22 protein-coding genes and 4 tRNA genes are annotated in these 22407 nt (G+C 51.1%); 12 read left to right on the top strand and 14 right to left on the bottom strand.

The window, feature by feature from the left end; translation table 11 throughout:
- Nucleotides 1–35: 35 nt before the first annotated feature.
- On the top strand, nucleotides 36–1403 hold the full coding sequence (sdaB, locus tag EFER_RS01540; protein ID WP_000626404.1) for an L-serine ammonia-lyase II: 1368 nt from the start codon (nucleotides 36–38) through the stop codon (nucleotides 1401–1403).
- A 111-nt stretch (nucleotides 1404–1514) separates the two neighbouring features.
- Complete coding sequence (xni, locus tag EFER_RS01535; protein ID WP_002431867.1) at nucleotides 1515–2270, top strand: flap endonuclease Xni; 756 nt, start codon at nucleotides 1515–1517, stop codon at nucleotides 2268–2270.
- 53 nt (nucleotides 2271–2323) lie between these two features.
- Here the strand turns inward: xni and rlmM are convergent, their stop codons facing one another.
- The 4 genes from rlmM to EFER_RS01515 all read right to left on the bottom strand — a co-directional run bounded on the left by rlmM (nucleotide 2324) and on the right by EFER_RS01515 (nucleotide 5326).
- Nucleotides 2324–3424 carry a 23S rRNA (cytidine(2498)-2'-O)-methyltransferase RlmM gene (gene rlmM / locus EFER_RS01530; protein ID WP_001045539.1) on the bottom strand — a complete coding sequence of 367 codons (1101 nt, stop codon included), beginning with the start codon at nucleotides 3422–3424 and terminating at the stop codon, nucleotides 2324–2326.
- A complete protein-coding gene (locus EFER_RS01525) occupies nucleotides 3417–3812 on the bottom strand; it encodes a DUF423 domain-containing protein (RefSeq protein ID WP_000203898.1) in 396 nt (131 codons plus the stop codon). Before EFER_RS01525 ends, rlmM begins: the two co-directional genes overlap by 8 nt.
- An 18-nt stretch (nucleotides 3813–3830) precedes the next feature.
- Nucleotides 3831–4748 carry a glycine cleavage system transcriptional regulator GcvA gene (gene gcvA, locus EFER_RS01520; protein ID WP_000044392.1) on the bottom strand — a complete coding sequence of 306 codons (918 nt, stop codon included), beginning with the start codon at nucleotides 4746–4748 and terminating at the stop codon, nucleotides 3831–3833.
- 350 nt (nucleotides 4749–5098) lie between these two features.
- Entirely contained in the window at nucleotides 5099–5326 is a 228-nt protein-coding gene (locus EFER_RS01515; protein ID WP_000750398.1) for a YgdI/YgdR family lipoprotein, read from the bottom strand.
- Nucleotides 5327–5514: 188 nt separating this feature from the next.
- On the opposite strand from EFER_RS01515, the gene csdA reads away from it, so the two are divergent.
- On the top strand, nucleotides 5515–6720 hold the full coding sequence (csdA, locus tag EFER_RS01510) for a cysteine desulfurase CsdA (RefSeq protein ID WP_000991048.1): 1206 nt from the start codon (nucleotides 5515–5517) through the stop codon (nucleotides 6718–6720).
- Nucleotides 6720–7163 carry a cysteine desulfurase sulfur acceptor subunit CsdE gene (gene csdE, locus EFER_RS01505; RefSeq protein WP_000184286.1) on the top strand — a complete coding sequence of 148 codons (444 nt, stop codon included), beginning with the start codon at nucleotides 6720–6722 and terminating at the stop codon, nucleotides 7161–7163. The genes csdA and csdE overlap by 1 nt, the downstream gene beginning before the upstream one ends.
- 50 nt (nucleotides 7164–7213) lie before the next feature.
- Here csdE and tcdA read toward each other — a convergent pair whose 3' ends face one another.
- Together tcdA and mltA are read right to left on the bottom strand one after the other, a co-directional pair.
- Nucleotides 7214–8020 carry a tRNA cyclic N6-threonylcarbamoyladenosine(37) synthase TcdA gene (gene tcdA, locus EFER_RS01500; protein ID WP_000117720.1) on the bottom strand — a complete coding sequence of 269 codons (807 nt, stop codon included), beginning with the start codon at nucleotides 8018–8020 and terminating at the stop codon, nucleotides 7214–7216.
- Nucleotides 8021–8096: 76 nt separating this feature from the next.
- Nucleotides 8097–9194 carry a murein transglycosylase A gene (gene mltA / locus EFER_RS01495; protein WP_000678652.1) on the bottom strand — a complete coding sequence of 366 codons (1098 nt, stop codon included), beginning with the start codon at nucleotides 9192–9194 and terminating at the stop codon, nucleotides 8097–8099.
- Nucleotides 9195–9402: 208 nt separating this feature from the next.
- On the opposite strand from mltA, the gene EFER_RS01490 reads away from it, so the two are divergent.
- The 3 genes from EFER_RS01490 to EFER_RS01480 all read left to right on the top strand — a co-directional run bounded on the left by EFER_RS01490 (nucleotide 9403) and on the right by EFER_RS01480 (nucleotide 9699).
- A tRNA-Met gene (locus EFER_RS01490) sits at nucleotides 9403–9479 on the top strand.
- A 33-nt stretch (nucleotides 9480–9512) separates the two neighbouring features.
- Nucleotides 9513–9589: transfer RNA gene (locus tag EFER_RS01485), tRNA-Met, on the top strand.
- A gap of 33 nt (nucleotides 9590–9622) precedes the next feature.
- Nucleotides 9623–9699, top strand: a tRNA-Met gene (locus tag EFER_RS01480).
- Nucleotides 9700–9773: 74 nt separating this feature from the next.
- Here EFER_RS01480 and amiC read toward each other — a convergent pair.
- Nucleotides 9774–11027, bottom strand: coding sequence for an N-acetylmuramoyl-L-alanine amidase AmiC (amiC, locus tag EFER_RS01475; RefSeq protein ID WP_000017146.1), 1254 nt, complete (start codon nucleotides 11025–11027; stop codon nucleotides 9774–9776).
- Nucleotides 11028–11258: 231 nt separating this feature from the next.
- Between amiC and argA the strand changes: the two genes are divergently transcribed.
- Nucleotides 11259–12590, top strand: a complete 1332-nt coding sequence (argA, locus tag EFER_RS01470; protein WP_000238002.1) for an amino-acid N-acetyltransferase — start codon at nucleotides 11259–11261, stop codon at nucleotides 12588–12590.
- A gap of 62 nt (nucleotides 12591–12652) precedes the next feature.
- On the opposite strand, the gene EFER_RS01465 is transcribed toward argA, so the two are convergent.
- Nucleotides 12653–13402 (bottom strand): C40 family peptidase, encoded by a 750-nt coding sequence (locus tag EFER_RS01465; RefSeq protein WP_065757557.1) that lies wholly within the window; start codon nucleotides 13400–13402, stop codon nucleotides 12653–12655.
- 300 nt (nucleotides 13403–13702) lie between these two features.
- On the opposite strand from EFER_RS01465, the gene dpaA reads away from it, so the two are divergent.
- A complete protein-coding gene (gene dpaA, locus EFER_RS01460) occupies nucleotides 13703–14443 on the top strand; it encodes a peptidoglycan meso-diaminopimelic acid protein amidase (protein WP_001225681.1) in 741 nt (246 codons plus the stop codon).
- On the opposite strand, the gene EFER_RS01455 is transcribed toward dpaA, so the two are convergent.
- The gene (locus tag EFER_RS01455) at nucleotides 14414–15181 is read right to left on the bottom strand and encodes a class II glutamine amidotransferase (protein WP_000333380.1); all 768 of its coding nucleotides are present in this window, start codon (nucleotides 15179–15181) and stop codon (nucleotides 14414–14416) included. The two genes, dpaA and EFER_RS01455, sit on opposite strands and share 30 nt — an antisense overlap.
- Before the next feature lie 204 nt (nucleotides 15182–15385).
- Entirely contained in the window at nucleotides 15386–15964 is a 579-nt protein-coding gene (gene lpcA / locus EFER_RS01450; RefSeq protein WP_012599876.1) for a D-sedoheptulose 7-phosphate isomerase, read from the bottom strand.
- A gap of 239 nt (nucleotides 15965–16203) precedes the next feature.
- On the opposite strand from lpcA, the gene fadE reads away from it, so the two are divergent.
- The gene (gene fadE / locus EFER_RS01445) at nucleotides 16204–18648 is read left to right on the top strand and encodes an acyl-CoA dehydrogenase FadE (protein WP_000973091.1); all 2445 of its coding nucleotides are present in this window, start codon (nucleotides 16204–16206) and stop codon (nucleotides 18646–18648) included.
- A 42-nt stretch (nucleotides 18649–18690) separates the two neighbouring features.
- On the opposite strand, the gene ivy is transcribed toward fadE, so the two are convergent.
- Complete coding sequence (gene ivy, locus EFER_RS01440) at nucleotides 18691–19137, bottom strand: Ivy family C-type lysozyme inhibitor (RefSeq protein ID WP_001308392.1); 447 nt, start codon at nucleotides 19135–19137, stop codon at nucleotides 18691–18693.
- Nucleotides 19138–19317: 180 nt separating this feature from the next.
- Between ivy and yafV the strand changes: the two genes are divergently transcribed.
- Nucleotides 19318–20088 (top strand): 2-oxoglutaramate amidase, encoded by a 771-nt coding sequence (gene yafV, locus EFER_RS01435; protein WP_001118018.1) that lies wholly within the window; start codon nucleotides 19318–19320, stop codon nucleotides 20086–20088.
- A 98-nt stretch (nucleotides 20089–20186) separates the two neighbouring features.
- Here yafV and EFER_RS01430 read toward each other — a convergent pair.
- Together EFER_RS01430 and dnaQ are read right to left on the bottom strand one after the other, a co-directional pair.
- A tRNA-Asp gene (locus EFER_RS01430) sits at nucleotides 20187–20263 on the bottom strand.
- Nucleotides 20264–20395: 132 nt separating this feature from the next.
- Nucleotides 20396–21127 (bottom strand): DNA polymerase III subunit epsilon, encoded by a 732-nt coding sequence (gene dnaQ / locus EFER_RS01425; protein ID WP_001366128.1) that lies wholly within the window; start codon nucleotides 21125–21127, stop codon nucleotides 20396–20398.
- 64 nt (nucleotides 21128–21191) lie between these two features.
- Here dnaQ and rnhA point away from each other — a divergent pair, with 64 nt between their 5' ends.
- Entirely contained in the window at nucleotides 21192–21659 is a 468-nt protein-coding gene (gene rnhA, locus EFER_RS01420) for a ribonuclease HI (protein ID WP_000917883.1), read from the top strand.
- Here the strand turns inward: rnhA and EFER_RS01415 are convergent.
- A complete protein-coding gene (locus EFER_RS01415) occupies nucleotides 21656–22378 on the bottom strand; it encodes a class I SAM-dependent methyltransferase (RefSeq protein ID WP_001353445.1) in 723 nt (240 codons plus the stop codon). The genes rnhA and EFER_RS01415 overlap by 4 nt on opposite strands.
- Between the last annotated feature and the right edge of the window lie 29 nt (nucleotides 22379–22407).

Here is a 22407-nt window from a genome sequence, read left to right as displayed (position 1 = left end):
CGGCGCTTCCTCCGTTTTAACGCGATGTATTTCCTATGATTAGCGTATTCGATATTTTCAAAATCGGCATTGGCCCTTCCAGTTCTCATACCGTTGGACCAATGAAAGCGGGTAAACAATTTACCGACGATCTGATTGCCCGTAACCTGCTTAAAGACGTGACCCGCGTGGTGGTTGACGTGTACGGCTCGCTCTCTCTGACCGGTAAAGGCCACCACACTGATATCGCCATTATTATGGGCCTGGCGGGTAACCTGCCGGATACCGTGGATATCGATTCCATCCCTGGTTTTATTCAGGATGTGAATACTCATGGTCGCCTGATGCTGGCAAACGGTCAGCACGAAGTGGAGTTCCCGGTTGATCAGTGCATGAACTTCCATGCCGACAACCTTTCTCTACATGAAAACGGTATGCGCATTACCGCGCTGGCGGGCGATAAAGTCGTTTACAGCCAGACTTACTACTCTATCGGCGGTGGTTTTATCGTTGATGAAGAACATTTTGGCCAGCAGGATAGCGCACCGGTTGAAGTTCCTTATCCGTACAGTTCAGCAGCCGATCTGCAAAAACATTGTCAGGAAACCGGGCTGTCACTCTCTGGCCTGATGATGAAAAACGAGCTGGCGCTGCACAGCAAAGAAGAGCTGGAACAGCACCTGGCGAATGTCTGGGAAGTCATGCGTGGCGGTATTGAGCGCGGTATTTCCACCGAAGGCGTGTTGCCTGGCAAACTGCGCGTTCCACGCCGTGCTGCGGCACTACGCCGGATGCTGGTCAGCCAGGATAAAACCACCACTGACCCGATGGCGGTTGTTGATTGGATCAACATGTTCGCACTGGCAGTGAATGAAGAGAACGCTGCGGGCGGTCGCGTGGTGACTGCGCCGACTAACGGTGCGTGCGGGATTATCCCGGCCGTGCTGGCGTACTACGACAAGTTTATCCGCGAAGTGAACGCTAACTCACTGGCTCGTTACCTGCTGGTTGCCAGCGCCATTGGCTCTCTTTATAAAATGAACGCCTCGATTTCTGGTGCAGAAGTGGGTTGCCAGGGTGAAGTTGGCGTGGCGTGCTCTATGGCGGCTGCTGGTCTGGCAGAACTGTTAGGCGCAAGCCCGGCGCAGGTGTGCATCGCGGCGGAAATCGCCATGGAGCATAACCTCGGTCTGACGTGTGACCCGGTCGCCGGACAGGTCCAGGTGCCATGCATCGAGCGTAACGCCATTGCGGCAGTGAAAGCGGTGAATGCTGCACGTATGGCGCTGCGCCGTACCAGCGAGCCGCGCGTCTGCCTCGATAAAGTTATCGAGACCATGTACGAAACAGGGAAAGACATGAATGCCAAGTACCGCGAAACCTCTCGTGGTGGCCTGGCAATGAAGATCGTTGCCTGCGATTAATCGCTCTCCAGAGGCCTCGTTTTGCGAGGCCTCTTCCTGTTTTCTCAACCAGCCATAGCCTGTTCCGGCATCGAATGTTACCCTTATCGCCTGATCTTTAAGGGGGTTATCGTGGCTGTTCATTTGCTTATTGTCGATGCACTGAATCTTATCCGTCGCATTCATGCCGTGCAGGGTTCACCCTGCGTGGAGACCTGCCAGCATGCCCTTGATCAGCTTATTATGCATAGTCAGCCGACTCACGTGGTTGCCGTTTTTGATGATGAAAACCGTAACAGTGGCTGGCGTCATCAGCGCCTGCCAGACTATAAAGCGGGTCGACCGCCGATGCCGGATGAGTTGCACAACGAAATGCCCACGTTACGTGCCGCCTTTGAACAACGAGGCGTACCGTGTTGGTCTGCCACTGGCAACGAAGCTGACGACCTGGCTGCCACATTGGCAGTAAAAGTCACTCAAGCCGGGCATCAGGCGACCATAGTTTCAACTGATAAAGGCTACTGCCAACTGCTTTCACCGACTCTGCGTATTCGTGATTATTTTCAAAAACGCTGGTTGGATGCGCCGTTTATCGATAAAGAATTTGGCGTTCAACCGCAACAGTTACCCGATTATTGGGGGCTGGCGGGGATCAGCAGCTCAAAAGTGCCAGGCGTTGCGGGGATCGGGCCAAAAAGCGCCACGCAATTGCTGGTCGAGTTTCAAAGTCTGGAAGGGATATATGAGAATCTCGACGCGGTAGCCGAAAAGTGGCGCAAAAAATTAGAAATGCATAAAGAGATGGCGTTTCTGTGCCGCGATATCGCCCGTTTACAAACTGATGTGCATATTGATGGCAATTTACAACAGCTAAGACTTAAACGCTGATAAACCAATGCCGGAAGCAGACAGTAACAGCTTCCGGCACAGGTAGTCAGAGATTAGCGTTCGTCGCGACGACCACCAACAGCAGCCCATATACGACGGACATGCACCGTCACTTCTTCGCGATCGTGATACAACTGTCGCGCCTGAATCTGGGCATTAATGCCATGTTCATCAAGCTGAGCCTGAATGTACGCCAGATTATGTGACACTTCTTCGTAGCGTTTTTTCATTGGCAGTTTAAGGTTGAAGATGGTTTCACGGCACCAGCCATTAACCAGCCATTGCGCCATCAGTGCAGCTACTTTTGCAGGTTTCTCAACCATATCGCACACCATCCAGGAAATGTTGTTACGCGTCGGACGGAATTTAAAACCATCTTCCCGTAGCCATGTGACCTGGCCGGTATCCATCAAACTTTGCGCCATCGGGCCGTTATCAACGGAATATACCCACATGTTGCGCTTCACTAACTGGTAAGTCCAACCGCCAGGGCAAGCCCCCAGATCCACTGCCCACATTCCGTTTGCCAGACGTTCATCCCACTCATCTGCCGGAATAAATACATGAAATGCCTCTTCCAGTTTGAGCGTGGAACGGCTTGGTGCATCTGCCGGGAACTTCAGACGCGGAATGCCCATATAGAACGGTGAATTATTATTGCTGTAAGAATAACCGGTATAGCAGCAACCTGGTGCAATAAAGAACACATGCACCACCGGACGCTTCGGCGTTTCATAGTTCGCAAGGACACCTGCATCACGCAATGCTGCACGTAATGGCACCGTGAATTTACGACAGAATTTGAGCAGTTCTTTGCTTTCGTTGGTATCGGCAACTTCAACACGCAACTCACCGCCTTTCTCCACCACACCCTGCAACATGCCGACTATAGGGGTAATGCGATCTTCTGGTGGTAAATGCTGAAGCAACTCGCCCACCACAAACCACTGACGGGCAAAGATCAACGAGCTGAATGGCAATTCACGAATTAATTTATCGCCATCTTCAGCTTGATAACATTCATAAATGACATAACCCGCATTCTCTTTCACACGAGCAAAACCGAAAATCTCTTGTCGCCCTGCTTTGTCCGTGATTTCTGCGGCACACTCTTTTTCGAAGCCTGGGCGACACAACAATACAACCTTATTCATGACTTACGCCCTTACGCTTCAAACGGATAGCGCCAATTAACATGAGAACCCAACCTGCCAGAAAGCTAACGCCACCGACAGGAGTAACATACGCCCACAGGCGCAAATGAGAGAGCGCCAGGCAATAAAGGCTGCCGCTAAACAGCACCGTACCTAACGCCAGAAATACACTGCTCCAGTAGAACCAGATGCTTATCCGACGTTGCATCGCCACCGCCAGACCTAAGATCGCCAGAGTATGAAACGCCTGATACTCAAGGCCGGTCTGGATCCAACCCATTTCAACCACACCCAGGGTTTTGCTCAGGACATGAGCGCCAAAAGCCCCCAGAGCAACAAAAATGAAACCGCTGATGGCGGCAAAAATCAGCATAAAACGGCTGGTCATGCTAGTACCCTACGTAAGTTATTGTTCGTAACGAAAGCGGAATTTCTCTTGTTCACTCGCCGCTTTTTCCAGAATCCACTGGCGGAAAGCCGCTATTTTACCGAGTTCTGCCTGGCTGTCATGACAAACCAGATAAAATGCGTTCTTACTGACCAGAACATCGTTAAATGGGCAAACAAGTCGCCCGGCCTCAATCTCCGACTGCGCCATAACATTGTTCGCCAGTGCCACGCCCTGTCCGTGAATCGCTGCCTGCAACACCATCGCACTATGGCTGAAAATCGGCCCCTGTTGCACATTAATATGATTTAACCCCAACTGCCGAATGTAAGTTTGCCAGTCACGGCGAGAGGCATCATGCAATAAGGTGTGTTTAGCGAGATCTTCAGGCGTTTTTAACGGCTTGTCTCCGGTCAAAAGCAGAGGTGAACATACCGGAAGGAGATATTCTGCGTAGAGTTTTTCAACACGTAAACCTGGCCAGTTGCCCCGGCCATAAAAAATTGCCACATCAACATCATCCGCCAGTTTATCTTCCTGACGGTCCACCGCCTGAATTCTGACATCAATTCCCGGATAAGCTGTATTAAAGCTGGAGAGACGAGGAACCAACCATTGAATGGCGAAACTGGGTAATAAACTGACCGTTAACGCCCCTTTCGCACTTCGCGCCTGAAGTTTACGTGTTGCTTCCGTTAGCTGCGAAAATATCTCTTTGATATCGAGATAGTAACTTTGTCCTTCTTCCGTTAAAAGTAGAGAACGGTTACGGCGACGGAACAGTTTTAACCCCAGGAAATCCTCAAGAGACTTGATTTGGTGGCTTACTGCGGCCTGCGTCACAAAAAGCTCATCAGCTGCTCGCGTGAAGCTTAAATGTCGTGCTGCAGCATCAAAAACACGCAGAGCATTGAGGGGTGGTAAACGTTTTGACATGGCTTTTAGACTTTGATGTTAAAAAGATTTAACAATCAGGCTACACTACGTAACCTATTAGTTTTTTTAATCTGAGCCATTATAAATTGTCCGTTGAGCTTCTACCAGCAAATACCTATAGTGGCGGCACTTCCTGAGCCGGAACGAAAAGTTTTATCGGAATGCGTGTTCTGGTGAACTTTTGGCTTACGGTTGTGATGTTGTGTTGTTGTGTTTGCAATTGGTCTGCGATTCAGACCACGGTAGCATAGCTACCCTTTTTCACTTCCTGTACATTTACCCTGTCTGTCCATAGTGATTAATGTAGCACCGCCTTATTGCGGTGCTTTTTTTTACCTTGCGATCGCGAATTACTGATCCAGTTCGACCATCTCTTTCACGTCGGTACGGTTAATCTGCTGTTTGTTGCCATTAGCGTCTTTATACGAAATCATACCAGTATCGTTATCAGTCTGTGGTTTGCCGTCAGAGACGATGGTACGTCCGTCATTGGTGTGCATCACATAGTTCGAACCGGAACAGGCGCTCAGGGCAAAAGTCAGCATACAAGCGGAAATAATTGCGGCAGTCTTTTTCATCTTATTCTCCTTACAGCGTTTTATGCTAAATAATGAACAAAGTAACAGACAGAAATATTTACCTAACATTAATTAGCTTATGACACATCTCCGGTTTCGCCAGGATATCAAGATTATTCCGATGGTTATGCCCCCCTTGTGTCGGCTGCATTTTTACGCCACGATCGGCCGATTAACTGAGGTACATCATGAACGCATTTAATCCCGCGCAATTTCGTGCGCAATTTCCCGCGCTACAGGATGCGGGCGTCTATCTCGACAGCGCCGCGACCGCGCTTAAACCTGAAGCCGTGGTTGAAGCCACCCAACAGTTTTACAGCCTGAGCGCCGGAAACGTCCATCGCAGTCAGTTTGCCGAAGCCCAACGCCTGACCGCGCGTTATGAAGCTGCACGGGAGAAAGTAGCGCAATTACTGAATGCACCGGATGATAAAACTATCGTCTGGACGCGCGGCACCACTGAATCCATCAACATGGTGGCGCAATGCTATGCCCGTCCGCGTCTGCAACCGGGCGATGAAATTATTGTCAGTGTGGCAGAGCACCACGCCAACCTCGTCCCCTGGCTGATGGTCGCCCAACAAACCGGAGCCAAAGTGGTGAAATTGCCGCTTAATGCGCAATGGTTGCCGGATGTCGATTTGTTGCCGGAGCTGATCACACCTCGTAGCCGGATTCTTGCTCTGGGGCAAATGTCGAATGTCACTGGCGGTTGCCCGGATCTGGCGCGAGCAATCACTTTTGCCCACGCCGCAGGGGTGATAGTGATGGTTGATGGTGCCCAAGGAGCAGTACATTTCCCCGCAGATGTTCAGCAACTGGATATTGATTTCTATGCTTTTTCAGGTCACAAACTGTATGGCCCGACAGGTATCGGCGTGCTGTATGGCAAACCAGAACTGCTGGAAGCGATGTCACCCTGGCTGGGTGGCGGTAAAATGATTCACGAAGTGAGTTTTGACAGCTTCACCCCTCAATCCGTGCCGTGGAAACTGGAAGCCGGAACGCCAAATGTGGCTGGCGTAATTGGGTTAAGTGCGGCGCTGGAATGGCTGGCAGATTACGATATCAACCAGGCCGAAAGCTGGAGCCGTAGCTTAGCAACGCTGGCGGAAGATGCGCTGACGAAACGTCCAGGCTTTCGTTCATTCCGCTGCCAGGATTCCAGCCTGCTGGCCTTTGATTTTGCTGGCGTTCATCACAGCGATATGGTGACGCTGCTGGCGGAGTACGGCATTGCCCTGCGGGCCGGGCAGCATTGCGCTCAGCCGCTATTGGCAGAATTAGGTGTAACCGGCACACTGCGCGCCTCTTTTGCGCCATATAATACAAAGAGTGATGTAGATGCGCTGGTGAATGCCGTTGACCGTGCGCTGGAATTATTGGTGGATTAATGACGAACCCGCAATTCGCCGGACATCCGTTCGGCACAACCGTTACCGTAGAGACGTTACACGATACTTTCGCGCCGTTGACTCAATGGGAAGACAAATATCGTCAGCTAATTATGTTGGGGAAACAGCTTCCGGCTTTGCCAGACGAGTTAAAAGCGCAGGCTAAAGAGATTGCCGGATGCGAAAACCGCGTCTGGCTGGGGTATACCGTGGCTGAAAACGGCACGATGCATTTCTTTGGCGACAGCGAAGGACGCATTGTGCGCGGCCTGCTGGCAGTGTTGTTGACTGCCGTTGAGGGGAAAACCGCCGCCGAATTGCAGGCACAGTCGCCGCTGGCATTGTTTGATGAGCTGGGATTGCGTGGGCAGCTTAGCGCCTCACGCAGCCAGGGGTTGAATGCGTTAAGTGAGGCGATTATCGCGGCGGCGAAGCAGGGTTAAGCACAAAACCAGGTCGGATAAGACGTTCACGTCGCATCCGACCTGATTGTTTACCCCTGACGCGCCGCTTTCACCATCATCTTCTTCAGCGCATGAGAAACCGCAACAAAACCAAAGGTGGCGGTCACCATCGTCGCCGCCCCAAATCCAGATGCACAATCCATCCGCTTCGGCCCTTCTGCCGTGGCTTTCATCGCGCACACCGTACCGTCTGACTGCGGGTACACCAGCGCTTCGGTAGAGAACACGCAATCCACGCCGAGCTTACCTTTGCTGTTTTTCACTACGCCAAAATCGCTTTTCAGGCGCTCGCGCAACTTCGCCGCCAGCGGGTCCTGAATCGTTTTAGCCAGATCGGTAACCTGAATCTGCGTCGGATCAATCTGCCCACCAGCACCACCAGTCGTGACCAGAGGGATTTTGTTGCGCCGACAATGAGCAATCAGCGCCGCTTTGGGTCGCACACTATCAATGGCATCAATCACGTACGAATAACCGGCACTCATATATTGCGCTACGTTATCCGGCGTCACGAAGTCATCCACCACCGTTACACGGCACTCCGGGTTAATCTGGCGAATACGCTCCGCCATTACTTCCGCTTTGGCCAGCCCGACGTTATCTCGCAGCGCGTGAATTTGCCGATTGGTATTGGTGACGCACACATCATCCATATCGATAAGCGTGATTGCGCCAATCCCCGTACGCGCCAGCGCTTCCGCCGCCCAGGAGCCGACACCGCCAATACCGACCACACAAATATGTGCATCAGCAAACAGTTGCAACGCTTTTTCACCATACAGACGCGCTGTGCCACCAAAACGCTGACGCCAGGCATCACTAATTACCACAGACATAGCACCTCAGAATTAAAAAGGGTGAGGTTATCCCTCACCCTGTCATATCCGTCAAAACGGTATACAGAATATCACATCAGCCGCTAAAGACGTTACCTGCACCCGGGGCGGTTTTCAGCACCCAAACCCGTCCATAGTGGTTGTACCAACCTGCGCGGTGTCCGGCTTCCGGCCCGATACCTTGATAAATATCGAAGTGTTGGCCTTTGATTGCACCACCGACATCCAGCGCCACCATCAGCCGCAGTTCGTACTGACCGTTAAATTTGCCGTTATTATCCAGCAGCGGCACTTCTGCCAGTAAGGTTGTACCAGGCGGGATAATGGAACGATCAGAGGCAACTGAAGCGCGGCCAACCAGCGGAACTGCACTTGCTCCTTTCACTGGTGCAAAAGACTGCGGTTTAAAGAAAACAAATGAAGGATTCTGCTCAAGCAGCTCGCGAACCTCGGCTTCACTGTGTGTTTCACCCCAGTGACGAATCGCCTGCATCGACATATCTTCTTTTTTCACTTCGCCACGGTCAATCAGCACCTTACCGATGCTGCGATAGGCATGACCGTTTTTCCCTGCATAGCTGAAAAAGTTAAGCGGACTGCCATCACCAAAGTCGATATACCCGCTACCCTGCACATCCATAATGAAGTTATCCATCAGAGAGTTGCTGTAAGCGAGGATGTATTTATCGCTCAACGCTCCCGCGTAGATCTCAGCACGAGACGGCAGACGACCACGCTTTGGCGGCATACGGTAAATAGGATACTGGAACTCGCCCTGACGGGTATGGCGCGCCTGAATGACAGGCGTGTAATAGCCCGTAAACTGCACGTTGCCATAGTTGTCGGCACCTTCCATCTGCCAGGCGTCAATGCCGAACTGACGCATATTGCGGGTATCACCGCCTGCGCGTAGCCACTCCTGCACCGCATTATAAACATTACTCTGGTTGCCATACAGACGCGGTGACGAAGTACGGATATGGTTAATTTGCTCGGCAAAATCACCGGCGTTAATTGGCGCGCCAACGGCATCTGGCTGGTTTACCAGAGAGAAAGGCTGGGTAAATTTCCCGTCTTTATATTGCTGTCCGCGATCGGTTGGTTTGGAAGAGCAGGCGGCAAGCATTGCCACAACCGTGCCCATAAGAAGGTACTTTACCCAACGTCCTTTCATTGTTCTCTTCTTCAGTTTAAAAAATAAGGCGCAATGAAGATAACAAACCGCCGCGTTTAATGAAATGAGCAGCCTCTCCCTGACGCAAATTTTGCACAAAAAATAGACTTTAGTGATTTGTTTTTGCTCAAAATCATGCCAAATCCGTGATCCGGGTAAAAAAAAGGTTGCATGAAAATGCGAGCGGAGTATAGTGCGCATCCACGGACGCGGGGTGGAGCAGCCTGGTAGCTCGTCGGGCTCATAACCCGAAGGTCGTCGGTTCAAATCCGGCCCCCGCAACCAATTAAAATTTGATGAAGTAAAGCAGTACGGTGACGCGGGGTGGAGCAGCCTGGTAGCTCGTCGGGCTCATAACCCGAAGGTCGTCGGTTCAAATCCGGCCCCCGCAACCAATCAAAATTTAATGAAGTAAAGTAGTACGGTGACGCGGGGTGGAGCAGCCTGGTAGCTCGTCGGGCTCATAACCCGAAGGTCGTCGGTTCAAATCCGGCCCCCGCAACCAATTACTAAAGCACCCTGTTGGGTGTTTTTTTGTTTCTGCTCTCGATAAAAAAAGCGCCATTCAGCGCTTTTTTATCATCCCCTTCTCGCCAGCGTCGCACCATCGGCAAAGTAAGCTTTGATCCCTGCAAGAATAGATTCAGCAATCTCCTGCTGGAAAGTTGCGGTTTTCAACTTTCGTTCTTCCTCAACGTTACTGATAAACGCCGTTTCCACCAAAATGGATGGAATATCTGGCGCTTTTAGTACAGCAAACCCGGCCTGTTCAACCTGATTTTTATGCAGTTTGTTGATTTTACCCAGCTTATTCAATACAGCCTTACCAAACTTCAGGCTGTCGGCAATGGTCAGTGACTGCACCATATCGAACATGGTGTGGTCAACATAGCGGTCGCCACTCTTGCTCACACCGCCAATCAAGTCCGAGGCGTTCTGCGTTTGTGCCAGATATTTTGCAGCGGTACTGGTCGCCCCTTTAGTCGAAAGCGCAAATACCGAGGAACCGCTCGGTTGGCGACTGGTAAAAGCGTCAGCATGGATAGAGACAAACAGGTCGGCACGCTGTTTCTGCGCTTTAGCCACACGTACCTGCAACGGAATGAAGATGTCTTCATTGCGCGTCATGTACACCTTCATGTTGCCCTCTTTCTCGATCAGAGAGCGCAGGCGGCGAGCTATTTGCAATACCACGTCTTTTTCGCGTGTTTTGTATTTCCCCACCGCACCGGAGTCTTCGCCGCCGTGGCCAGGGTCAAGCATGATGACTATCGGGCGATCGCGACCTGCTTTACCCGGTTGTGGACCACTTTGTGCTGGCGGCACCTGCTTTTCGAGATCGCCTTTGTTGTAATCTTCTAACAATGCCAGCAGCGGATCCTGCATGTCCTGGGCATTGGCTGGGTAAAGATCCATCACCAGACGCTCTTTAAACCCGGCAACCGGAGCCAAAGCGAAAATCTGTGGTTTTACATTTTGCTTGAGTTCAAAAACCATTCGCACAGTTTGTGGATCAAACTGCCCTACCCGTGCTGATTTTATGAAAGGATCATCAGTTCGTATTTGCGCCGCCACACCTTTCAGCACGGAGTTAAGATTTACGCCTTCGAGATCAACCACCACACGTTCAGGATTACTCAACGCAAATTGTTTGTATTTCAGCAGGCGACTCGATTCTACTGTGACACGCGTATAACTCGATGCAGGCCAGACACGTACAGCGACAACCTGACTGACCGCTGCCAGTCCCACCTGACTTACGCTCAATAGCCACATAGCTCCCGCCCCTTGTAATAAGCGACGACGGCTGATTGCTGAATTGGTTCCTGACATGCTACTCCCGAGCAAAAATCTAAACGGTAAAGATACACAAAACGACCAAATTGACCGGAAACTTTAGCGAATAGCGCATAATCTGTCATCTATTAAACAGTAAACATTCTTTTTATATTCACGAAATTACTGATAAAAAACTGCAGACCGGGCAAAATTTGCGCTTGCATGGTGGAGAAAAACAGAATAAAAATACAATAATTTCGAATATTCATGCAAAGAGGGCGAGCCGTGGTAAAGGAGCGTAGTACCGAACTTGTTCAGGGGTTCCGTCATTCTGTTCCCTATATCAACACCCATCGGGGAAAGACGTTTGTCATTATGCTCGGCGGCGAAGCCATTGAGCATGAGAACTTCTCCAGTATTGTCAATGATATTGGCTTATTACATAGCCTCGGAATTCGTCTGGTTGTAGTTTATGGAGCCCGACCACAAATCGATGCCAACCTTGCAGCGCATCAACATGAGCCGCTTTATCACAAGAATATCCGCGTAACAGATGCCAAAACGCTGGAACTGGTTAAACAGGCTGCTGGCACATTACAATTGGATATCACCGCTCGCCTGTCGATGAGTCTAAATAACACGCCGTTACAGGGCGCACATATTAATGTGGTCAGCGGTAATTTCATCATTGCGCAGCCACTGGGCGTTGATGATGGTGTGGATTATTGTCATAGCGGACGTATTCGCCGTATTGATGAAGAAGCGATCCACCGCCAACTGGACAGTGGTGCAATCGTGTTGCTCGGACCTGTGGCCGTTTCTGTCACTGGCGAAAGTTTTAACCTGACCTCGGAAGAAATTGCGACCCAACTCGCCATTAAACTGAAAGCAGAGAAAATGATCGGTTTCTGCTCATCTCAGGGCGTGACTAATGACGATGGCGATATTGTATCTGAACTCTTTCCTAACGAAGCTCAGGCGCGTGTAGAAGCACAGGAAACGGCTGGCGATTATAACTCAGGCACCGTACGCTTTTTACGCGGTGCGGTGAAGGCCTGCCGCAGTGGCGTGCGGCGTTGCCATTTAATTAGCTATCAAGAAGATGGCGCACTACTACAAGAACTGTTCTCCCGTGACGGTATTGGTACGCAGATTGTTATGGAAAGCGCAGAACAAATCCGCCGCGCCACTATTAATGATATTGGCGGTATTTTGGAGTTGATTCGCCCGCTGGAACAACAGGGAATTCTGGTACGTCGCTCGCGCGAACAACTGGAAATGGAGATCGATAAATTTACTATTATTCAGCGTGATAACACGACTATTGCCTGTGCCGCGCTCTATCCATTCCCGGAAGAGAAGATAGGCGAAATGGCATGTGTGGCGGTACACCCGGATTACCGCAGTTCAGCTCGCGGTGAAGTCTTACTTGAACGAATTGCTGCACAGGCCAAACAGATAGGATTAAGCAAACTATTTGTCCTTACTACCCGTAGTATTCACTGGTTTCAGGAACGCGGGTTTACACCTGTGGATATTGATTTGCTGCCAGAAAGCAAAAAGTTGATGTACAACTATCAGCGTCGTTCCAAAGTGTTAATGGCGGATTTGGGCTAGTCCGGTTTGGTGCCGGATATGAATGATATCCGGCGCTTCGAGTGTCACACACGCTCTGCTGGCTACAGGATCGTTTCTTCAGTCAAAATCCGTCTAGCCCCCAAAAAATGATCCTGCCAGAAAGGTTCAGCTAACCGGCTTACCCGAATGGTTTCCCCCGTTCGCGGCGACTCGATAAACTGACCGTCTCCCAAATACACGCCTATATGATCGGCAATCTCACGGCTGTGAATATGGAAAAACAGCAAATCTCCCCGGCGCAGGTCGTTGTTCGCCACAATCGTTGCCCGATGGTAGTGATACATCTCATTGGCCGTACGCGGGAGCTTCGCCTCGAGGATCTTGTTGTAGGCATAAAAAACCAACCCGCTACAGTCGAAGCCTTGATCAGGCCGCGTGCCGCCCCAGACGTAAGGCTTGCCAAGCTGCTGCTCCAGACGGTGAATCGCTACTTCGGTGATGTTATGCAGATGGTCGCTGCTTAAAAAGTGGTTGTTTTCTGCCAGCACCTGCCAGCGTCTGTCACTCGCCTTGAGCGGTGCAGGAAACCATTCTGGATGCTGTTTTACCTGCTCCCGGTTGTGCTGGCGCAGCGCCCTTCTGCTTTCGGCATTGCCTTCCACAATGTAGCTCGCCTGTTTTTTTAGATGCACCTGGTACTGTTTTAGCAGTCTGGCACGGTTTTGCATCCGCTGGCGGGCGGCGTAACTGAGAGAGATAGGTGATGTGGTAGCGCTGGCGAGTAAAGGGAGCAAAACGCATAACGAAAACACGCCTGGATGGAGAAATCTGCCGTGAAAGAATGAAGACATGAAGGACATAAACCAGCTGAATGAAGGAGAGAATTTTAAAAGGTTGGGGGAGTAAACGGGATTATTAATTGCTTATTTGCATATTACTTACGAGGTTTCATAATCTTAGGAAATAAGTGATACATGCGCTTTTCGGACTATTGAAAACTGCCCTTGTGCTAAATTTGTAAACCCAGCGCCGACAGGCTTGCGTAAAACTCTTTTGGTGATAATGTGAGCCTTCCAAATCCAGACTATTCCGATTTGGGATCTATTTTGCCGTCCTGGCGTGTGTAACCGTTTTATCAAGGAATAAGCAGTATGCGTAAAATCGCATTAATTCTTGCGATGTTGTTGATCCCGTGCGTTTCGTTTGCCGGTTTGCTGGGCAGCAGTAGCTCGACCACGCCAGTGAGCAAAGAGTATAAGCAGCAGTTGATGGGATCCCCTGTCTACATCCAGATCTTCAAGGAAGAACGTACGCTCGATCTCTACGTCAAAATGGGCGAGCAATATCAACTGCTCGACAGCTATAAAATCTGTAAATATTCCGGCGGCTTAGGGCCAAAACAGCGTCAGGGCGATTTCAAAAGCCCGGAAGGGTTTTATAGCGTCCAGCGTAATCAGTTAAAACCAGACAGCCGTTACTACAAAGCGATTAATATTGGTTTCCCCAATGCCTATGACCGTGCACATGGTTATGAAGGGAAATACCTGATGATTCACGGCGATTGTGTTTCCATCGGCTGCTACGCGATGACCAATCAGGGTATTGATGAGATCTTCCAGTTCGTTACCGGCGCGCTGGTGTTTGGTCAGCCGAGTGTGCAGGTAAGTATTTACCCGTTCCGCATGACCGACGCCAACATGCAGCGCCATAAATATTCCAACTTTAAGGACTTCTGGGAGCAACTGAAGCCGGGCTACGACTACTTTGAACAGACCCGTAAGCCACCGACCGTTTCTGTGGTCAATGGCCGTTACGTCGTCAGCAAGCCGTTGAGCCATGAAGTGGTGCAACCACAGCTGGCATCAAACTACACGCTCCCCGAGGCAAAATAAGCGCCATTCGCCTGGCATAATCTTTTGCCAGGTTTCATTGCCCGTCAGCGGCTGTGTCGCAATCACCGTGACCACATCATTCGGTGTGGTCTGCGAGCTGAAGTCGATTTCCACATCCTGATCCAGCAACGTTGCCACGCCAAACGGCGCGCGGCGGGTGATCCAGTGCAGATTGGTCGAGCAATACGCCATTACATAGCGCCCGTCCGAAAGCAGCATGTTGAAAACGCCCTTCTGCCGCAGTTCATCCGCCAGTGAGGCGATATATTTAAACACTGCCGCCATGTTGCCCGGTGTGCGCGGGTAACGCTGCGTTAATTTATGCAGCAGCCAGCAAAAGGCTTTTTCGCTGTCGGTTTCACCTACCGGGCGGAAGTTGCCGGTTTCCAGTGACTTGTACCCCGTCAGTTGCCCGTTATGGGCATAAGTCCAGTTTCGTCCCCATAACTCGCGGGTAAACGGATGAGTATTTTCCAGTGCCACCTCGCCCCGATTGGCCTGGCGAATATGAGCCACAACCGAACAGGATTTTATCGGGTAGTCCTGGACAAGTTTGGCGATGGGGGAATTAAAGCTGGGTTGTGGATCTTTAAATGTGCGACAGCCTTTACCTTCGTAAAAGGTAATGCCCCAGCCATCTTTATGTGGCCCGGTTCCACCACCACGCTGCACCAGACCGGTGAAACTAAAGCAGATATCGGTAGGGACGTTGGCGCTCATCCCGAGCAATTCGCACATGGGTAACCTCCACAACAGCGGGAGCGCATGGCCCCCGGCGAAGATTGATTTAAGAATTTTCAGGTCGGATGCGGCGTGAATGCATTATTCGGCCTACGGTTCGGGTACAGATTGTAGGCATGATAAGACGCGTCAGCGTTGCATCAGGCATCAGTGCACAAATGCCGGATGCGGCGTAAACGCCCTATCCGGCCTACGCCAGACTTACTTAGCCATCTCTTTTTCAATTAACTGGATCAGGATATGGATCACTTTAATGTGAATCTCCTGAATGCGGTCGGCATAACCAAAGTGCGGAACGCGAATTTCGATATCTGCCATGCCTGCCATTTTGCCGCCGTCTTTACCGGTCAGGGTGATCACTTTCATTCCCTTCTCACGCGCCGCCGCGATCGCTTTGATCACGTTTGCAGAGTTACCGGAGGTGGAGATCCCCAGCAGTACATCGCCTTCGCGACCTACCGCTTCAACGTAACGGGAGAAAATATCATTGAAACCGAAATCGTTACCGACGCAGGAAATATGACTAACGTCAGAAATAGCAATCGCCGGGTAGCCCGGACGGTTTTCACGGTAGCGACCGGTCAACTCTTCGGCAAAGTGCATGGCGTCGCAATGGGAGCCGCCGTTGCCGCAGGAAAGCACCTTACCACCGGCTTTGAAGCTGTCTGCTAACAGGACCGCCGCGCGCTGAATGGCGTGAATATTGGCGTCATCTTTTAAAAAGTTAGCCAGCGTTTCCGCCGCTTCGTTCAGTTCATTACGAATAAGATCCTGGTACATGAGGATATCCTTCAGCATAAATGTAATAGACAAAATGCAGTGTACCGGATACCGCCAAAAGCGAGAAGTACGGGCAAGTGCTATGACCAGGACTTTTTGACCTGAAGTGCGGATAAAAACAGCAACAATGTGAGCTTTGTTGTAATTATATTGTAAACACATTGATAAATGTTTTTACATCCACTACAACCATATCATCACAAGTGGTCAGACCTCCTACAAGTAAGGGGCTTTTCGTTATGATGATTTTGAGTATTCTCGCTACGGTTGTCCTGCTCGGCGCGTTGTTCTATCACCGCGTGAGCTTATTTATCAGCAGTCTGATTTTGCTCGCCTGGACAGCCGCCCTCGGCGTTGCTGGTCTGTGGTCGGCGTGGGTACTGGTGCCTCTGGCCATTATCCTCGTGCCATTTAACTTTGCGCCTATGCGTAAGTCGATGATTTCCGCACCGGTATTTCGCGGTTTCCGTAAGGTGATGCCGCCGATGTCGCGCACTGAGAAAGAAGCGATTGATGCGGGCACCACCTGGTGGGAGGGCGACTTGTTCCAGGGCAAGCCGGACTGGAAAAAGCTGCATAACTATCCGCAGCCGCGCCTGACCGCCGAAGAGCAAGCGTTTCTCGACGGCCCGGTAGAAGAAGCCTGCCGGATGGCGAATGATTTCCAGATTACCCATGAGCTGGCTGATTTGCCGCCAGAGTTGTGGGCGTACCTCAAAGAGCATCGTTTCTTCGCGATGATCATCAAAAAAGAGTACGGCGGACTGGAGTTCTCGGCTTATGCCCAGTCTCGTGTGCTGCAAAAACTCTCCGGCGTGAGCGGGATCCTGGCGATTACCGTCGGCGTGCCGAACTCATTAGGTCCGGGCGAACTGCTGCAACATTACGGCACTGACGAGCAGAAAAATCACTATCTGCCGCGTCTGGCGCGTGGTCAGGAGATCCCTTGCTTTGCACTGACCAGCCCGGAAGCGGGTTCCGATGCGGGCGCTATCCCGGATACCGGGATTGTCTGCATGGGTGAATGGCAGGGCCAGCAGGTGCTGGGCATGCGTCTGACCTGGAACAAACGCTACATTACGCTCGCGCCGATTGCGACCGTGCTTGGTCTGGCGTTTAAACTCTCCGACCCGGAAAAACTGCTGGGTGGCGCAGAAGATTTAGGCATTACTTGTGCGCTGATCCCGACCACCACGCCAGGCGTGGAAATTGGTCGTCGCCACTTCCCGCTGAACGTACCGTTCCAAAACGGACCGACGCGCGGTAAAGATGTCTTCGTACCGATCGACTACATTATTGGCGGACCAAAAATGGCCGGGCAAGGCTGGCGGATGCTGGTGGAATGTCTCTCCGTAGGCCGTGGTATTACCCTGCCTTCCAACTCAACCGGCGGCGTGAAGTCGGTGGCGCTGGCAACCGGCGCGTATGCACACATTCGTCGTCAGTTCAAAATCTCTATCGGTAAGATGGAAGGGATTGAAGAGCCGCTGGCGCGTATTGCCGGAAACGCCTACGTGATGGATGCTGCGGCATCGCTGATTACCTACGGCATTATGCTCGGTGAAAAACCTGCCGTGCTGTCGGCTATCGTCAAATATCACTGTACCCACCGCGGGCAGCAGTCGATTATTGATGCGATGGATATCACCGGGGGTAAAGGCATTATGCTCGGTCAGAGCAACTTCCTGGCACGAGCTTACCAGGGCGCACCGATTGCCATCACCGTTGAAGGGGCCAACATTCTGACCCGCAGCATGATGATCTTCGGTCAGGGAGCGATTCGTTGCCATCCGTACGTGCTGGAAGAGATGGAAGCGGCGAAAAACAATGACGTTAACGCGTTCGATAAACTGCTGTTCAAACATATCGGTCATGTCGGTAGCAACAAAGTTCGCAGCTTCTGGCTGGGTTTGACGCACGGTTTAACCAGCAGCACACCAACCGGCGATGCCACTAAACGTTATTATCAGCACCTGAACCGCCTGAGTGCCAACCTCGCCCTGCTTTCTGATGTTTCGATGGCGGTGCTGGGCGGCAGCCTGAAACGTCGCGAACGCATCTCGGCACGTCTGGGTGATATTTTAAGTCAGCTTTACCTCGCCTCTGCCGTTCTGAAGCGTTATGACGATGAAGGCCGTAATGAAACCGACCTGCCGCTAGTGCATTGGGGCGTACAGGATGCGCTGTATCAGGCTGAACAGGCAATGGACGATTTACTGCAAAACTTCCCGAACCGCGTGGTTGCCGGGCTGCTGAATGTGGTGATCTTCCCGACCGGACGTCATTATCTGGCACCGTCTGACAAGCTGGATCATAAAGTGGCGAAGATTTTACAAGTGCCGAATGCCACCCGTTCACGCATTGGTCGCGGTCAGTACCTGACGCCGAGCGAGCATAACCCGGTTGGTTTACTGGAAGAGGCACTGGTGGATGTGATTGCCGCCGGCCCAATTCATCAGCGGATCTGTAAAGCGCTGGGTAAAAACCTGCCATTTACCCGTCTGGATGAACTGGCGCACAACGCACTGGCGAAGGGGCTGATTGATAAAGATGAAGCTGCTATTCTGGTGAAAGCTGAAGAAAGCCGTCTGCGCAGCATTAACGTTGATGACTTTGATCCGGAAGAGCTGGCGACGAAGCCGGTAAAGTTGCCGGAGAAAGTGCGGAAAGTTGAAGCCGCGTAATTGAATAACGGAGCCGAAAGGCTCCGTTTCTTTATCCGCTAATTATTTAAAATTAAAGCCATCCGGATGGTTTTCCAGACTGCCGGTCAACGCCGCGAACAGCACCGTTTTACCATCAATCGAAAGCGCATCGTTCACATTCAGCCAGGTGAGTTTCTCTTGCGACGTTTTCTCATCAATGGTCGAGAACAGCCCCGTCATCTGATTAGATTTCTCGGACCACATCACAGCGATACGTTGCGAACCACAGTCATGCGGTTTGCACGCGCTCATCACCTGATACGTCTCATCACCCAATGTCACGGTTTGTGCGGGAGTATAAGTACCGCCTTTCATCACCCAGGCAGGCAACTTATGCCCTTGTACCATCTGATTAAACGCAGCTTTGGTGGTTTCGCCCTTTGCAAGGCTGCTAATGGTTAAATCATCCTGCGCCATTGCACTGGTGGCGATGACCAGAGCGGCGACTGTTGTTATTGCCTTAAACATCATTCCTCCCGAGCTTATCCTGCCCATGTTATTAACCTGCTAAAGCCTGGCGATAACACGATAATTTGCAAATCAGATATTTCCAATATCAGCATTTGTTATCAATTTATTCTGCGCTAAGGCAACTGCCTGATAAGGTGTTAAAGTTATAAAACCCTTCACATAAAGGAATTGTACACCGTGCCTGGTTTGAAGATTACGCTTTTGCAGCAACCACTGGTGTGGATGGATGGTCCTGCCAACCTGCGCCATTTTGATCGTCAACTGGAAGGTATTACCGGGCGCGATGTGATCGTTCTACCGGAGATGTTTACCAGCGGCTTTGCCATGGAAGCGGCAGCTTCGTCGCTAGCACAAGATGACGTAGTGAACTGGATGACAGCCAAAGCGCAGCAGTGCAATGCGCTGATTGCCGGCAGTGTTGCATTACAAACGGAGTCTGGTTCGGTTAATCGCTTTTTGCTGGTTGAGCCGGGCGGCAAGGTGCATTTTTATGACAAGCGTCATCTGTTCCGAATGGCAGATGAGCATCTTCATTATAAAGCGGGCAATGCGCGAGTGATTGTGGAATGGCGCGGCTGGCGTATTTTGCCGCTGGTGTGCTACGACTTACGTTTTCCGGTGTGGTCGCGCAATCTCAACGATTATGACCTCGCCCTGTACGTCGCCAACTGGCCTGCTCCGCGCTCTCTGCACTGGCAGGCATTGCTGACGGCCCGCGCGATTGAGAATCAGGCGTATGTGGCGGGATGTAATCGCGTCGGCAGCGATGGCAACGGCTGCCATTATCGCGGTGACAGCCGGGTGATTAATCCACAGGGCGAGATTATCGCTACTGCCGATGCGCATCAGGCAACGCGCATTGATGCGGAGCTGTCGATGGCGGTGTTAAGGGAATATCGCGAAAAGTTTCCGGCATGGCAGGATGCGGATGAATTCACATTGCGTTAGGGGGTAAATATGGCTACGAGATAAGTTTCGTGGCTATTTTTTTCTGGAACTTAAACGACGAAAGCCTGAATCATTACTGACTCAGGCTTTCTGAATATTGGCGGAACGGACGGGACTCGAACCCGCGACCCCCTGCGTGACAGGCAGGTATTCTAACCGACTGAACTACCGCTCCGCGTTTTGTTCCGTTGGGAACGAGGCGAATATTACGGATTGCCTCACCCTTCGTCAACGGTTTTTCTCATCTTTTGAATCGTTTGCTGCAAAAATCGCCCAAGTCGCTATTTTTAGCGCCTTTTACAGGTATTTATGCCCGCCAGAGGCAGCTTCCGCCCTTTTTCTGCACCAGATCGAGACGGGCTTCATGTGCCGCAAGCTCTTCATCTGTCGCAAAAACAACGCGTAACTTACTTGCCTGACGCACAATGCGTTGAATTGTTGCTTCACCTTGTTGCTGTTGTGTCTCTCCCTCCATCGCAAAAGCCATCGACGTTTGACCACCGGTCATCGCCAGATAAACTTCCGCAAGGATCTGGGCATCGAGTAATGCCCCGTGCAGCGTTCGTTTACTGTTATCTATTTCGTAGCGGGCACATAACGCATCGAGGCTGTTGCGCTTACCAGGAAACATTTTCCTCGCCACCGCAAGGCTATCGGTGACCTTACAGAAGGTATTGGTCTTCGGAATATCGCGCTTGAGCAACGAGAACTCATAGTCCATAAAGCCGATATCGAACGCTGCGTTATGGATCACCAACTCCGCGCCGCGAATATAGTCCATGAACTCATCGGCTACTTCGGCAAACGTGGGCTTATCGAGCAAAAACTCATCGGCAATACCATGTACGCCAAAGGCTTCCGGATCCACCAGCCGATCGGGTTTGAGATAAACATGGAAGTTATTGCCCGTCAGGCGACGGTTCACCACTTCAACGGCACCAATCTCAATGATCTTGTGGCCTTCATAGTGCGCACCAATCTGGTTCATACCGGTGGTTTCGGTATCGAGAACGATCTGGCGTGTAATTGCAGTGCTCATAGCGGTCATTTATGTCAGACTTGTCGTTTTACAGTTCGATTCAATTACAGGAAGTCTACCAGAGATGCTTAAACAGGTAGAAATTTTCACCGATGGTTCGTGTCTGGGTAATCCTGGACCCGGGGGTTACGGCGCTATTTTACGCTATCGCGGACGCGAGAAAACCTTTAGCGCTGGCTACACCCGCACTACCAACAACCGTATGGAGTTGATGGCCGCTATTGTCGCGCTGGAGGCCTTAAAAGAACATTGCGAAGTCATTTTGAGTACCGACAGCCAGTATGTCCGCCAGGGGATCACTCAGTGGATCCATAACTGGAAAAAACGTGGCTGGAAAACAGCAGACAAAAAACCAGTAAAAAATGTCGATCTCTGGCAACGTCTTGATGCTGCATTGGGGCAGCATCAAATCAAATGGGAATGGGTTAAAGGCCATGCCGGACACCCGGAAAACGAACGCTGTGATGAACTGGCTCGTGCTGCGGCGATGAATCCCACACTGGAAGATACAGGCTATCAAGTCGAAGTTTAAGCCTGTGGTTTACGACATTGCCGGGTGGCACCAACCGCCTGGCGAATTCGTGGCTTGTTTTTACTCTGTTTCATCGGATTTAGCGTTAAAGGAATAGTCCGTTTCCGGGCAACGATAAGTTGTAAGCAACCAAGCGCAGGAATATGCGCATTCAATAGTTTTCCACCGTGTTTGTTCCACGGGAGAACGTGGAAACGGCTGGCGTGCAGCACTTCAAAATTCAACAAAGAGAGCCAGTCCAGTTGCCGCATCAGAGTAAACATCCGGCTGTTATAGGGCGAGTTTTTTCGCAATACCGGCACAAGTTTGCGCAATCCCATTAAACTGATGGGATTAAAGCCACTAATGACCAGCCAGCCATCATCAATCAATACCCGATCGGTTTCACGCAATAATCGATGCGGATCGGTGCACCACGGCAATGTATGTGCCAGTAGACAAACATCAACGGATTTATCGGCAAAAGGAAGATGAAGTGGGTCCGCCTGCACCTGGACGGGCATTCCTTGCGCAGAAACATTCACTTGATGAGAAACCGCGCACGCTTCGCAATTGATTTCTGCGCTTAAATTGCCAATCTTAAGCAGATGAAAACCATACATTTTAGTGAACCACGGGTTGAGCTGGCGCTCCAGCGCCTTGCGATAAAGCTCTCCCCAGGGCAAATCGCCCCAGCAATCAGGAGCCACGACAGTTTGAGGGACTCTTGCCGGTTTCATCACAACCTTCCGTTTCACACTGAGAGGTA

This window comes from Escherichia fergusonii ATCC 35469, from assembly GCF_000026225.1.
Taxonomy (GTDB): Bacteria; Pseudomonadota; Gammaproteobacteria; order Enterobacterales; family Enterobacteriaceae; genus Escherichia; species Escherichia fergusonii.
Note: the sequence above shows the minus strand (reverse complement) of the source record. Positions and strands in the feature narration are given on the sequence as shown.